Annotated in this window: 13 protein-coding genes; all 13 read left to right on the top strand. The window is 54.8% G+C overall.

The window, feature by feature from the left end; translation table 11 throughout:
* Positions 1-8 precede the first annotated feature (8 nt).
* The 13 genes from pth (at position 9) to MKX63_RS04080 (ending at position 12,752) form a co-directional block, all read left to right on the top strand.
* Positions 9-569, top strand: a complete 561-nt coding sequence (gene pth, locus MKX63_RS04140) for an aminoacyl-tRNA hydrolase (protein WP_341015462.1) — start codon at positions 9-11, stop codon at positions 567-569.
* 90 nt (positions 570-659) lie between these two features.
* Positions 660-890 (top strand): anti-sigma-F factor Fin family protein, encoded by a 231-nt coding sequence (locus MKX63_RS04135; RefSeq protein ID WP_341015461.1) that lies wholly within the window; start codon positions 660-662, stop codon positions 888-890.
* Positions 891-1,021: 131 nt separating this feature from the next.
* Complete coding sequence (gene mfd / locus MKX63_RS04130) at positions 1,022-4,546, top strand: transcription-repair coupling factor (RefSeq protein ID WP_341015459.1); 3,525 nt, start codon at positions 1,022-1,024, stop codon at positions 4,544-4,546.
* Positions 4,533-5,576, top strand: a complete 1,044-nt coding sequence (locus tag MKX63_RS04125; protein ID WP_341015458.1) for a peptidylprolyl isomerase — start codon at positions 4,533-4,535, stop codon at positions 5,574-5,576. Before mfd ends, MKX63_RS04125 begins: the two co-directional genes overlap by 14 nt.
* A gap of 302 nt (positions 5,577-5,878) precedes the next feature.
* Positions 5,879-6,421, top strand: coding sequence for a stage V sporulation protein T (gene spoVT / locus MKX63_RS04120; RefSeq protein ID WP_209879194.1), 543 nt, complete (start codon positions 5,879-5,881; stop codon positions 6,419-6,421).
* 212 nt (positions 6,422-6,633) lie between these two features.
* Entirely contained in the window at positions 6,634-8,286 is a 1,653-nt protein-coding gene (locus MKX63_RS04115) for a putative polysaccharide biosynthesis protein (RefSeq protein WP_341015456.1), read from the top strand.
* Between the two features lie 72 nt (positions 8,287-8,358).
* Positions 8,359-9,858, top strand: coding sequence for a nucleoside triphosphate pyrophosphohydrolase (mazG, locus tag MKX63_RS04110; RefSeq protein ID WP_341015455.1), 1,500 nt, complete (start codon positions 8,359-8,361; stop codon positions 9,856-9,858).
* A 286-nt stretch (positions 9,859-10,144) separates the two neighbouring features.
* Positions 10,145-10,417, top strand: coding sequence for an HU family DNA-binding protein (locus tag MKX63_RS04105; protein WP_076082787.1), 273 nt, complete (start codon positions 10,145-10,147; stop codon positions 10,415-10,417).
* On the top strand, positions 10,417-10,695 hold the full coding sequence (locus tag MKX63_RS04100; RefSeq protein ID WP_036723951.1) for an RNA-binding S4 domain-containing protein: 279 nt from the start codon (positions 10,417-10,419) through the stop codon (positions 10,693-10,695). The genes MKX63_RS04105 and MKX63_RS04100 overlap by 1 nt, the downstream gene beginning before the upstream one ends.
* Positions 10,696-10,923: 228 nt before the next feature.
* On the top strand, positions 10,924-11,208 hold the full coding sequence (gene yabP / locus MKX63_RS04095; RefSeq protein ID WP_341015453.1) for a sporulation protein YabP: 285 nt from the start codon (positions 10,924-10,926) through the stop codon (positions 11,206-11,208).
* A complete protein-coding gene (gene yabQ, locus MKX63_RS04090) occupies positions 11,205-11,768 on the top strand; it encodes a spore cortex biosynthesis protein YabQ (protein WP_341015451.1) in 564 nt (187 codons plus the stop codon). The genes yabP and yabQ overlap by 4 nt, the downstream gene beginning before the upstream one ends.
* 31 nt (positions 11,769-11,799) lie before the next feature.
* Entirely contained in the window at positions 11,800-12,135 is a 336-nt protein-coding gene (locus MKX63_RS04085; protein ID WP_341015450.1) for an FtsB family cell division protein, read from the top strand.
* A 125-nt stretch (positions 12,136-12,260) separates the two neighbouring features.
* The gene (locus MKX63_RS04080; protein WP_341015447.1) at positions 12,261-12,752 is read left to right on the top strand and encodes a S1 domain-containing RNA-binding protein; all 492 of its coding nucleotides are present in this window, start codon (positions 12,261-12,263) and stop codon (positions 12,750-12,752) included.
* The last annotated feature ends 115 nt before the right edge of the window (positions 12,753-12,867 follow it).

Genomic DNA, 12,867 nt, shown 5'->3' with positions numbered 1-12,867 from the left:
CCTTAAATATGAAATGGATTGTTGGACTCGGGAATCCCGGAACGCAATACGCGAAGACCAAACATAATGTCGGCTTCATGGCCCTCGATGAGCTTGCTTCCAGACATGGATTTGCCTTTAACCAGAATAAGTGCAAATCGGTAATCGGTGAAGGGATGATCGGCGGTGTGAAGACGGTGCTGATCAAGCCGATGACCTTCATGAATCTGTCCGGGGAAGCGGTACGGGCTTATATGGATTATTATAAGGTCCAGCTGGAAGATATGATTGTGGTCTATGATGACCTGGATACAGAGCTGGGAAAGATCAGGCTGCGTTATCAGGGCAGCGCCGGCGGGCACAATGGCATCAAATCCATCATTCAGCATACGGGCACCCAGAGCTTCAACCGGGTGCGGATGGGCATATCCCGTCCGGAGCCGGGTTTTGCTATAGTGGACTACGTACTCTCTACCTTCGCCAAGAAGGATGGAGCAAAGCTTGAGAGCATGATAAGTGATACTTGCGATGCTGTGGAATTTAGCCTGCAGCATACCTTTGAACAGACCATGGCCAAATTCAACGGATGAAATACAAGGCATAGAGTTCAGGACCCTGCGGCTAAAGCCTTCCCGGGCGGGGCATACTGGAGGTATATACTACCTTCAGGAGGCATATAGATGGCAATACACTATGTATGCAGGCACTGCCTGACGTTCTTGGGAAGCATTGGCAGGAGCGATATGACAGAGATGCAGCTGGGGCTGCAATCCTTGACCCCTGCGGAGCGCAGAGATATAATAGCGTATGATTCAGAAGGCGAGATTACGGTGAAGGTGACCTGCGATTACTGCAAGCAGGCGCTGGATAACAACCCTGAGCTCAGCCTGCTGGCCAGTCCGCTTCAGTAAGGTGGAAGCGCCTGTCTCTATCGTCATCCGCAAGCCTTGGCCTTATCCGCTGAGGCTTGTTTTCGATTCCAATTATAATAGGTGACAGCGGCTTGCCGCTGTTAGCCTGTTTAGTAAGAGAGGTGCACCTGTTGTTACAAGGTCTTATAGAAGATTTTTCCAAGGATACTGATTTCCAGTCTGTCACCCGTGGCATCGCAGCAGGGATGAAGGAACAGCTGATCTCCGGTCTATCCGGCTCGGCCAGACAAATCATGCTGGCTGCCCTGCATGAGGAGACGCAGCGTCCGCTGCTGGTTGTGACCCATAATATGTTCTCAGCCCAGAAGATGGCTGATGATTTACAGGAAGCGCTTTCCCCGGAGCGTGTGCTGCTCTACCCGGCGAATGAGCTGGTTGCGGCTGAGGCCGCTGTCTCAAGCCCGGAGACGCTGGCCCAGCGGATTGATGTGCTGACGCGCTGCGCCCAGGGCTTCCGGGGAATTGTAGTTGTTCCATACTCCGGCGTTCGTAGACTGTTACCCGCTCCGCATGTCATGGCTGAAGCGCAGCTTACGGTTTCGCAGGACGGAACCTTGCCACTGGATGACTTCCTCATGTCTATGATTGAGATGGGTTATGAGCGGGTGGAGCGTGTAGAGAACCGCGGTGAGCTTAGTGTACGCGGCGGTATTATCGACTTCTATCCCATGACCTCTCCACTGGCTTACCGGGTGGAGCTGTTTGATGATGAAGTAGATTCCATCCGTACCTTCGATCCTATGGATCAGCGCTCCATCGATAAGGTCCGCAGTGTGAAGATTACACCGGCGAAGGAGATTATATTCGATCAGCTCCGCCAGGATGCGGCTTCTACCGCTGCGTCTGCGATGCTGGAGCGGCAGCTTGAGAAGATGAGTGACCGTCAGGCCAAGCTGCGCCTGCGTGAGGAGATGGGCCGGGAGCTGGAGATGCTGCGGCAGGGCACCTATTTCCCGGAAGTCTATAAATATATCAGTCTGCTCTACCCTGAACGCATTCATCTGTACGATTACATGGCTCAGGATACTTTGCTTGTCCTGGATGAGCCGGCCAGACTTCTGGAGACGGCCAAGCAGCTGGAGCGGGATGAGTCGGAATGGAATATGCACTTGCTGCAGAACGGCAAGACGCTGCCTGAGCTGCAGCTCTCTGTCGACAGCGATGTTATTATGTACCAGCGTCCGTTCCAGAGCCTGTTCATGTCGATATTTCTGCGTCAGGTTCCGCATATTCAGCCACAGAATATCTTAGGCTTCATCAGCCGCGGAATGCAGGACTTCCATGGCCAGATGAATGTGCTGAAATCCGAGATGGAGCGCTGGCACAAGTCCGGCGTGAAGGTGATCATGCTGGCGAACGGCGAGGAGCGGATGGAGCGTATCCGCCGGGTACTGGATGACTATGGAATTGAGGAGCCGACGATCCTGCAGGGCAACCTGGGCTCCGGCTTCGAGCTTCCTTCGATTCATCTCGCGGTGATCACTGAAGGTGAGATGTTCTCGCAGAAGCAGCGCAAGGCGCGGAAGGTCTCCAAGGGCATGGATAATGCCGAACGGATTAAGAGCTATACCGAGCTGAAGATCGGCGATTATGTGGTTCACCAGAATCACGGGATCGGTAAATATATGGGCATCGGGACGCTTGAGGTCAGCGGCATCCACCGCGACTATATGCATATCCTCTATGCCGGAGGCGACAAGCTCTCTGTTCCGATTGAACAGATTGACCTGATTCAGAAATATGTGGGCTCGGAAGACAAGGAGCCGAAGGTATACAAGCTGGGCGGCAATGAATGGACCCGGGTTACCAGCAAGGTGCGGAGCTCGGTTCAGGATATTGCCGATGATCTGATCAAGCTGTACGCAGAGCGCCAGAGCGCACTTGGCTATGGCTTCGAGAAGGATACGCAGGAGCAGCGCGAATTCGAGGAGATGTTCCCGTATGAGGAGACCCGTGACCAGCTGCGGGCGATCGAAGAGATCAAGAAGGATATGGAGCAGAACCGTCCGATGGACCGGCTGCTCTGCGGCGATGTTGGCTATGGCAAGACAGAGGTGGCGATCCGGGCTGCTTTTAAATCTGCGATAGAGGGCAAGCAGGTGGCGGTGCTCGTGCCGACGACGATTCTGGCGCAGCAGCATTACGAGACCTTCCGCGAGCGCTTTGCCAATTATCCGCTGAATATTCAGGTGCTGAGCCGGTTCCGCAGCCGCAAGGAGCAGAATGACACGATCAAGGGAGTACGCCAGGGGACAGTGGATGTCATTATCGGTACACACCGCCTGCTGTCACAGGATCTGGTCTTCAAGGACCTCGGCCTTCTGATTGTCGATGAGGAGCAGCGTTTCGGCGTGACCCACAAGGAGAAGCTGAAGCGGCTGAAGACCAATGTCGATGTATTGACACTGACAGCAACGCCGATTCCCCGCACGCTGCATATGTCGATGCTCGGGGTGCGTGACTTGTCAGTTATTGAGACACCACCGGAGAACCGCTTTCCCGTACAGACGTATGTGGTGGAGCATAGCCAGACGCTGACCCGGGAAGCTGTGGAGCGTGAGCTGGCCCGTGGCGGTCAGGTCTACTATCTGTACAACCGTGTACAGGGTATTCAGGAAATGGCGGCGCAGATCTCCATGCTGGTGCCGGAGGCAAGAGTGGGTATCGGGCATGGACAGATGTCGGAATCGGAGCTGGAGAAGACGATTCTCGACTTCCTGGACGGAGAGTATGATGTGCTGGTCAGCACCAGTATTATAGAGACCGGTGTCGATATTCCTAATGTAAATACACTGATTGTTCATGATGCTGACAAAATGGGCCTGTCCCAGCTCTATCAGCTGCGCGGACGTGTCGGCCGTTCCAACCGGATTGCTTATGCCTACTTCACCTACCAGCGCGACAAAGTGCTGACAGAGGTGGCTGAGAAGCGCCTGCAGTCCATCAAGGAATTCACAGAGCTAGGGTCCGGCTTCAAAATTGCTATGCGCGATCTCTCCATCCGGGGAGCAGGCAATCTGCTGGGGGCGGAGCAGCATGGCTTCATCGCCTCGGTCGGCTTCGACCTGTATTCGCAGATGCTGGCGGAGGAAATCCGCAAACGCAAGGTGAGCGTGCTGGGCGAGGAGGATACTTCGCTGAAGCAGGGGAATACGGTCATTGATTTGTCGATTGACGCTTATCTTCCTTCCGAGTATATTTACGACAGTATCCAAAAAATAGAAATCTATAAAAAAGTGGCTGCAGTAGCCTCCTTCGAGGATGCCTCGGAGCTTGAGGATGAGCTGCTGGACCGGTTCGGCGAATTGCCGGAGTCCGTTATTAATCTGCTCTCTGTGGCCCGGCTGAAGGTGTACGGCAAGCTGTACGGCATGGAATCCATGGTCCGGCGCGGGGATGAGGTCCTGCTTAATTTCCACGAGGGCAGCCTCGGGGCCTTTGATACGGCAAAGCTCGCCAAAGTTGGTAATAGCTTTGAAAGGCGTGTACAATTTGATAAGGATGCCAAGGCAACGATCCGTATCAAAGCGAAGGATTTAGGTGACAAGGAGCTGCTGGATGTGCTGGAGCAATTCCTGGCGGCAGCCAAACAGTCTTTAAAATCGAAGGGAGAATTACACAATGTCGTTAAATAAAAAATCCTGGAAGGTACTGGTGGTCTCACTGACCGCAGCCCTGTCCTTCTCCATGCTTGCTGCCTGCAGCAATAAAAGTGATGATACTGCGGTGGCAACGTATAAGGGCGGCACCATTACCCAGAAGGAATTCAATCTGGATACCCGCGTAATGAAATTCTTATCCCCCGAGCAGGCGCAGTATCTGGAGATTGATATGTTCAAGGAGTCCATCCTGAAGCAGGAGGTCGCATTCGAATACTTGGCGGACAAGGCCTCGGATGAAGCGAAGAAGGCTGCGGAGAAAGAAGTCGATACACAGATCGGCTCGATCAAGACTGCGCTGGGCGACAAATACAAAAGCACGCTGAAGGAACAGGATCTGAGCGAGTCGGACCTGCGTTCCTATATGCAGCGCGTACTTACCGTATATCAGGACATGCTGCTGAAATTAACGGACGAGCAGGTCAAGACCCATTATGAAGCCACCAAGGCTGATTATAGTGTGGCTACTCTGCGTCATGTCCTGGTTGGCCTGACGGATAGCGCCGGCAAGGAGCGGACGGATGCCGACGCGCTGAAGCGCGCCCAGGAAGTGAAGGCGAAGCTGGATAGCGGTGCGGACTTTGCAGCCGTTGCCAAGGAATACTCGGATGATACCAGCACGAAGGAAACCGGCGGTGAATATAAGGACAAGGCTCTGGTAGATTATGTAGCAGAGTTCAAAGCCGCGGCCCACAGTCTTCCGTTGAATACGATCAGTGAGCCGGTCAAGACTACTTACGGATATCACATTATCAAGGTGGAAGCCCGCAAGGACACTACCTTCGATACGCTGACTGCCGACCAGCTCAAAGCCGTGAAGAACGCTGCGGCTTCTGCCAGCCTGGAGACCTTCCTGGAGGATGACCTGGATAGTCTGGAGATTAAAATCAACCTGCCGAAGAGCTCTGCTCCTGCAGGTGAACCGGCAGCGACAGCTACACCGGCTGCGGGTAGTGACACGCCAGCCGCTACAGATGCACCGGCTGCTACGGAAGCCGCTAAATAAAGTTAGGCTGGACAAGCCGCCTGATGCGCCATGCATCCGGGCGGTTTTTTTTCGGCACAAAAGGAAATGCGGAGAATGGTGCGGTGGTATAGAAACCCCAATTAGTGATCATAACTGGAAAGATGCCAGGTCAGGGCGTTCTCATTCTCCATGAACAATTATATGCGGGCTGACCGATGTATAAGGAACTGGGAAGAGATGAATACTATGGTCAGATATTACGATAAATCACCGGGATTAACCATTCCCATAATGGACAGTAGTTGGACCATACTTCTTAAGAAAGCGGGGCAACATGTGAAATGAAAGCTACTGGTATTGTAAGACGTATTGATGACCTCGGACGAGTTGTTATTCCTAAAGAGATCAGACGCACCTTGCGGATTCGTGAGGGCGATCCTCTGGAAATTTTTGTTGACCGCGATGGTGAGGTTATCCTGAAGAAATATTCGCCGATTGGTGAGTTGGGTGATTTCGCCAAAGAATATGCAGAGTCGCTGTATGAAGGAACAGGGCATATTACCATGATTACGGACCGGGACACGTTCATCGCGCTCGCCGGCGGCTCCAAGAAGGATTATCTGGAGAAGCAAGTGGGCGTGCTGCTGGAAAAGGTAATGGAAAGCCGTAAAACGATGCTTGAGACCAATGCAGGCAGCTATGACATCAGCAAGGACCACTCGGAGCTGTTATCCACGTATGTGGCAGCGCCTATTATCTCCGGAGGAGATCCCATCGGCTGCGTAGTGCTGCTGAATAAGGATGATTCAGTCAAAATGGCCCAGATGGAAGTGAAAATGGCAGAGACAGCCGCAGCCTTCCTGGGCAAGCAAATGGAGCAGTAATCAGCTGGTGCTGAAGAGCCCCGCTTTTCCTTTGGTTATATAACCGTAGGGAATGGCGGGTTTTTGCTGTGAAGGAGACCGGATTGGGAACCTAAGCAGGGTCACTTACACTTCTAGGCTTGGATAAGTTATAATATAGAAATTCATTTGCTTAGGTATAAAGCAAGGAAGCTCTATATTATGGCAGTTATGGCTGTAGAAGCAGGTAAACGATGACATCCAATTCGCAAGGCTCGAAGCTGCTGCAGGGCGCTTTTATTCTTAGCGCGGCAGCTATTTTCTCGAAATTGATCGGTACGCTACAGAAGATACCGCTGCAGAATCTGGGCGGTGACGCCGCGTTCGGCATTTACAATACGGTCTATCCGCTGTATACAATTCTTGTGACGGTGGCCATGCTCGGGCTGCCTTCCGCTATCTCACGGTTCGTGGCCGAGGCTTCGGCGGCACAGGACGTGCAGCAGGGGCGGAGGGTGCTGCTGCTCTCAGCCGGAATTACGGCGGCCAGCGGCCTGCTGCTCGGGATACTCGTCTACGCCGGGGCTCCGCTGATTGCGGTATGGGTCGGCAGCTCCCATATTGTCCCGGCTCTGCGCAGCAGCGCCTGGGGGCTGGCGGTGGTGCCGCTGATGGCGGCGCTGCGCGGCTACTTCCAGGGACTGCACAATATGATGCCGACCGCCGTGTCACAGGTGGTCGAGCAGTCGGTACGCGTCGCGGTCATGATCGCGCTGCTGCTGTATCTGACGGGTGCTGGCGCAGATGCGGCAGGCATTGCTGCCGGTGCGATGCTGGGGCCCGCTGGAGGCGGGATTGCGGGTCTTGGCGTAATGCTGCTGTATTGGCGCAGCCACCGCCGGGGCTTGCCGGACAGGCAGCTCCAAGCTCCGCTCAAGGACAGAACGGCATCGGCTGTACGAAGTGCCAAGCAGGGCGTTCCTGCCCGCGAGCTGCTGGCCTACGGCCTCCCGGTGATGCTTGGCGCGCTGGCGGTTCCGTTAATCGGACTGGTTGATGTCTTCACGGTTCCCCGCTTGCTTACGGGGAGCGGGAGCAGCGAGACGGCGGCGATGGCCCAGTTCGGCATCTATAATCGCGGGCTGCCGCTCGTGCAGATTGTAACGATGCTGGCGACCTCACTCTCGGTGGTCTTCATCCCGGCGCTGGCCGAAGCGAAGTACCAGCGGGATGAGGCTTTGATCCGCACGCGCATCACGCTGTCGCTGCGCTGGTTCTGGCTGCTGGGCTTAGCCGCCTCCGTAGGCCTGGCCGTGCTTGCAGAGCCGGTGAACACGGCTCTGTACGGAGATGCTGCCGGCAGCGGCGCGATGACCTGGCTGGCCTTCACCGCCGCCGGCGGCACGGTCAGCATCATCTCCGCCGCGCTGCTGCAAGGCCTGGGCGCCGTGCGCGCGCCGGCGCTGCACCTCCTGGCCGCAGCAGCGCTTAAGGCGGCCCTCAACCTGCTGCTGGTCCCGCAGCAGGGCATTACCGGTGCGGCCATCGCCGGCGGGGCCGCACATCTCTTCGCAGCAGCGCTGAACGTGCTGCTGCTCTACCGGCAGGGACATCTGCGGCTGCGCGCCGCAGATGTCCTGCTGAAGCCCGCGGCGCTGCTCGCGGGCCTGGGGCTGGCCGCCGCAGCCGTGAGCCGCGGCGCAGCCTGGGCGGCAGACGCCGCCGGCTTCGGCGGCGGGCGGACCGCGGCCCTGGCGCAGAGCCTGCTCGGCGTGCTCGCAGGCTGCGCCGTCTTCGCACTCGGCGCAGTGGCGCTGCGGCTGCTCAGCGAGAGCGAGCTGCGCCAGCTTCCGGGCGTCGGCCCCCGCTTAGCGGACAAGCTAAAAAAGCTGCGCCTGTTCCCTTAAGGCGCTGAACATACATAGCGCAGCCGCCTTCGCGAATAGCAGCAGGCGGCTGCCTGGAAGGAGTAGACTGGCATGAGCGCAACATTAACGATCGTCGGCCTGGGCTCCGGGAACCCGGACCGGCTGACACTCGGCATTATCAAGAAGCTGAAGGCGGCCTCGGCCGTATACGTGCGGACCGCAGAGCATCCTGTCATGGCTGCACTGGCGGAGATGGAGATCGCCTGGGAGTCCTTCGACGGGCTGTATGAGTCGCTGTCGTCCTTCCCGGAGGTCTATGAAGCCATTACGGCAACGCTGATCGAGAAGGCTGCGGCCGCTCCGCAGGGCACGGAGATCGTCTATGCCGTGCCGGGGCATCCCATGGTGGCCGAATCCGCCGTCTCCCTGCTGCGCGGGCGCTGCCCGGAGGCGGGCATTGAGCTGAATATCCTCGGCGGCGAGAGCTTCCTGGATGAAGCATTCGTCCGTCTGGGCTTTGATCCGATTGAAGGCTTCCAGCTGCTGGATGCCTCCGGTATCCGCAGCTCCCAGCTCCACCCGGAGCTGCATACTCTGATCGGGCAGGTCTATGACAGCTTCACCGCGTCTGAGACTAAGCTCTGCCTGATGGAGCTCTACCCGCCCGAGTATGAGGTGATTGCCGCACATGCGCTTGGGGTGGAGGGCGAGGAGCAGATACTCCGCGTGCCGCTGTACGAGCTGGACCGGCTGGACGGCTATGGTAATCTGTCGCTGGTATATGTTCCGGCGAGCCGTGCGGATGAAGCGCGTAACCGCACTTTTGCCCGGCTGCATGAAATTGTCGATATTCTGCGGAGCCCCGAGGGCTGCCCCTGGGATCGTGAGCAGACGCATGAATCCTTGCGCAAAAATCTGATCGAAGAGACCTATGAGGTGCTGGAGACGATTGACGAGGATGATCCGGATCATATGAAGGAAGAGCTGGGTGATCTGCTGCTCCAGATTATGCTGCACTCCCAGATGGAAGAGGAGCTGGGAACCTTCAGTGTCTACGATGTCATAGAGGGGCTGAATGAGAAGCTGTTGTTCCGCCACCCGCATGTCTTCGGGGATCAGGCGGCCGGCAATGCCGAGGAGGCGCTGCAGAACTGGGAAGGGATGAAGGCTGAGGAGAAGCGGCGTAAAGGCGTGGAGCCCGAAGCCCTGTCCGCACTTAGCGGGGTCCCAAGGGATCTGCCGGCACTAATGAAGGCGTACAAGCTGCAGAAGAAGGCCTCCAAAGTCGGATTCGACTGGGACAACACCGGCGATGTGCTGGCTAAGATCCGCGAGGAGATTGACGAGCTCCAGGAGGCGATTGAGACGGGACAGTCCGCCGAGGAGCAGATGCTGGAGCTGGGCGACCTGCTGTTCGCAGCCACCAATGCGGCCCGCTTCATCGGAGCCGATCCGGAAGAAGCCCTGACCCGTACCAACCGCAAGTTCGTAGCCCGGTTCGAGTATATTGAGCGGCGTCTGCGCGATCAGGGAGTCCGGCTGGAGGACAGCCTGCTTGAAGAGATGGAAGCCCTCTGGCAGGAAGCCAAGGCGGAAGAGCGGAAGCAATAGATTCTAGAATTATAGTCTTCTGCGGTATATCCCGTGCGTTTCAAGGCAATGCTGTGACTATTGGCGCGAATCTCTGATTTAAAGTGCATTGAGAGGTTTATAATGTTATAGTGCTAAAAGCCCCATATCCTACGCAAGATGTTACTTTTTCAAAAAAAACGGCGGATCGTGGCAGGAATTGAGGGCGGAGTCCAGAATATCATAAAGACGAAATGACGATTTGCCGTGATTTTCCGGTAAACCTGATTTTCATTTATTTTTTGTATCCTAGGAGGAACTTCAAATTATGAACAAGACAGATCTGGTAAACAACATTTCCGAGAAAAGCGGACTATCCAAAAAAGACGTAGAAACCGTACTTAACGGAATGCTGGGCGAAATTACAGAAGCTCTCGCAAGCGGAGATAAAGTACAGCTGATCGGCTTCGGTACTTTTGAAACGCGCAAACGTTCCGGCCGTACCGGCCGTAACCCGCAATCGGGCACACCTATCGAAATTCCTGAATCCACAGTGCCGGCCTTCAAGGCAGGCAACAAGCTCAAAGAAGCCGTTAACTAATGCGTCTGGACAAGTTCCTGAAGGTCTCCCGTCTGATCAAGCGCCGCACCGTGGCCAAGGATGTGTCCGAACAGGGCCGGGTGTTGATCAATGGACGGGAGTCCAAACCGAGTAGCACGGTAAAGATCGGTGACGAGATTACCGTGCAGTTCGGCCAAAAGCTTGTGACGGTCAAAGTGGAAAAGCTGGTGGAAACCACCCGCAAGGACGAGGCCGCCGGAATGTATACCCTGCTCCGTGAAGAACCTGTTGCCAAAAGCACGGGACTCGACTGGTAGCAGATCATCGCAGCATAAGGTTAAGAGGTATCCCTGAAGCCGGAAGACGGCGGAGCGGGATGCCTCTTTTTTAAAAGATAAGAATTTATATGTTTTGGGGTCCCCGCAAAGTACCTGAGTCATCATCTAAGCTAAAGCCCCACTTTGTGGGGTTATTTTCTTGTTTCCACCTGTTCTATACCCTGTCCTTCCTTCATAGATTAGAACCAAGAAGGAGGGGTACATGCTATGATCGAGCCAGCCAAAGTCAACAAACAGCATGATCTGCACATGCGCAGCCGCAAGCAGATTGAGCTTACCGGTGTGCAGAATGTGGAGAGCTTTGACAGCGAAGAGTTTCTGCTGAGTACAGAACTTGGTCAGCTGACTATTCGGGGGACTCATTTACATATCAAGAATCTAAGTCTGGAGAATGGAATGCTGTCCCTTGAAGGCAATGTTCATTCCCTGATTTATCTGGACCCCGGGGCGCAAGGCAAAAATAAAGGGATTCTCCGCAAGCTGTTTAAATGAATCCCTCCGTTCAATGGATCACCCTGCTCTATATGATTCTGTCCGGCATTGCCATGGGACTGGCCTATGACAGCTACCGGGTGCTGTCGCAGAAGCTGAGATTTCCCAATTGGCTGAATGCGCTGCTGGATTTGCTGTATTGGATAGGGGCGGCCCTGCTGGTCTTTCGCATGCTTTATGCCGGAAACCAGGGACAATTGAGGTTTTATGTCGTTCTTGGCCTCTTTCTAGGTGTATGGATCTATTTTTTGATCTTCAGTATTACGGTGCAGCGTTTTGTGGTAAGGTTAATTCAGTCGGTTCAGTATGTATGCAGGATGCTATGGCGGTTCGTTACCATAGTCATCGGAGGTCCGATTCTCTGGCTGTGGCGCCTGGTTAAGGGAACAGTGCTGCTGATCGGCCGGGTCCTTCTTTATATTTTTAAGCTGCTGCTGCGTCTAACCAAGCCAATCTGGGTACTTCCTGTAAGGTGGGCCTCTCCGTATGCATCCCGGTTCGTTCATAGCGCCCGGATCGTGAGGATCACCGAGTGGATATCAGGGTGGCGGAAGCGCTGACCTTGAAACCCTGGAACTGGAGGTAAGCTGAATGAACAGATTCTCTGCGGAAAAGAAGAATACGAACCAGAATGCTTCGGCCGCAGGCGCGAAGAGAAGAAAGTTTATATGGATTCTTGTGATGGCTGTTTTCTTCGGCTGGGCCGGATTCACTTTCTTTGCCCAGAGCGCAGCAATCGCCGACAAGAGCGAACAGCTCGCCCGTAAGAAAGAGAACAGTGAGAGTGTAACAGCCACGCTGAATCAATTGAAATATGAGGTCTCGCGGCTGAATGACGATGAGTATATCGGACAATTAGCACGTAAATGGTACAATATGTATCCTGCAGGGGAATTACCTATCCGTACCGAGCAATCCGGGCAATAAAAGCAGGAGAAAAGAGGCTTACGCTGTGTTGCCTTGCTTTGCTCTTTACTGTATAATCAAATCACCGCAGACAGGATGGACATTATATTCGTCTGTATATTTTTAAGGGAGGATCATTTTATTCTATGGCAATTGAAGTGGGCACCAAGTTAGAGGGCAAGGTGACAGGCATCACGCATTTCGGAGCATTTGTGGATCTGTCAGGAGGTGTCACAGGTCTCGTTCACATCTCGGAGATCGCCGATAACTACGTCAAGGATGTTAACGATCATTTGAAGATTGCGGATGTAGTAACCGTTAAGGTGATCAATGTTGACAAGGACGGCAAGATCGGACTTTCCATTAAGCAAGCCGTTGATAAGCCGGCATCGGAAGTACGTCCCCCCAGAGCTCCAAGACCTGAACGTCCAAGCGGTGGAGACCGTTTCGGCGGCAGTGGCGGAGGCGGCGGTGGATTCAATCGTGAACGGGGTGGGCGTCCATTCAAGCCTGCAGCCGGTAAACCTTCATTCGAGGATAAAATGTCACGCTTCCTGAAAGACAGCGAAGAACGGATATCTTCGATCAAGAAGAACACAGAAGGAAAGCGCGGCGGCCGTGGAGCCAAGCGCGTATAATCTGAGTCTTGCACATCATAAATAAACCGCTGGGGCGTCCTTTGCCCTTCGCGGTTTTTTTGTGTTTGTGCCCGCGGGCCGAATGTAATCGGAAAACCGACTACATTCGGTAGCG

It is taken from the genome of Paenibacillus sp. FSL R7-0179 (genome assembly GCF_038002265.1).
Taxonomy (GTDB): domain Bacteria; phylum Bacillota; class Bacilli; order Paenibacillales; family Paenibacillaceae; genus Paenibacillus_AQ.
The sequence above is the reverse complement of the archived record's forward strand: the minus strand, read 5'-3'. Positions and strand labels throughout refer to the sequence as shown.

Bases quoted from the DNA above. Each gene is read 5' to 3' on its own strand.
- MKX63_RS04115 (WP_341015456.1), top strand. From the start codon at position 6,634: ATGACATCCAATTCGCAAGGCTCGAAGCTGCTGCAGGGCGCTTTTATT.
- spoVT (WP_209879194.1), top strand. From the start codon at position 5,879: ATGAAAGCTACTGGTATTGTAAGACGTATTGATGACCTCGGACGAGTT.
- MKX63_RS04085 (WP_341015450.1), top strand. From the start codon at position 11,800: ATGAACAGATTCTCTGCGGAAAAGAAGAATACGAACCAGAATGCTTCG.
- MKX63_RS04105 (WP_076082787.1), top strand. From the start codon at position 10,145: ATGAACAAGACAGATCTGGTAAACAACATTTCCGAGAAAAGCGGACTA.
- MKX63_RS04135 (WP_341015461.1), top strand. From the start codon at position 660: ATGGCAATACACTATGTATGCAGGCACTGCCTGACGTTCTTGGGAAGC.
- MKX63_RS04080 (WP_341015447.1), top strand. From the start codon at position 12,261: ATGGCAATTGAAGTGGGCACCAAGTTAGAGGGCAAGGTGACAGGCATC.
- MKX63_RS04125 (WP_341015458.1), top strand. From the start codon at position 4,533: ATGTCGTTAAATAAAAAATCCTGGAAGGTACTGGTGGTCTCACTGACC.
- mazG (WP_341015455.1), top strand. From the start codon at position 8,359: ATGAGCGCAACATTAACGATCGTCGGCCTGGGCTCCGGGAACCCGGAC.
- yabP (WP_341015453.1), top strand. From the start codon at position 10,924: ATGATCGAGCCAGCCAAAGTCAACAAACAGCATGATCTGCACATGCGC.
- yabQ (WP_341015451.1), top strand. From the start codon at position 11,205: ATGAATCCCTCCGTTCAATGGATCACCCTGCTCTATATGATTCTGTCC.
- MKX63_RS04100 (WP_036723951.1), top strand. From the start codon at position 10,417: ATGCGTCTGGACAAGTTCCTGAAGGTCTCCCGTCTGATCAAGCGCCGC.
- pth (WP_341015462.1), top strand. From the start codon at position 9: ATGAAATGGATTGTTGGACTCGGGAATCCCGGAACGCAATACGCGAAG.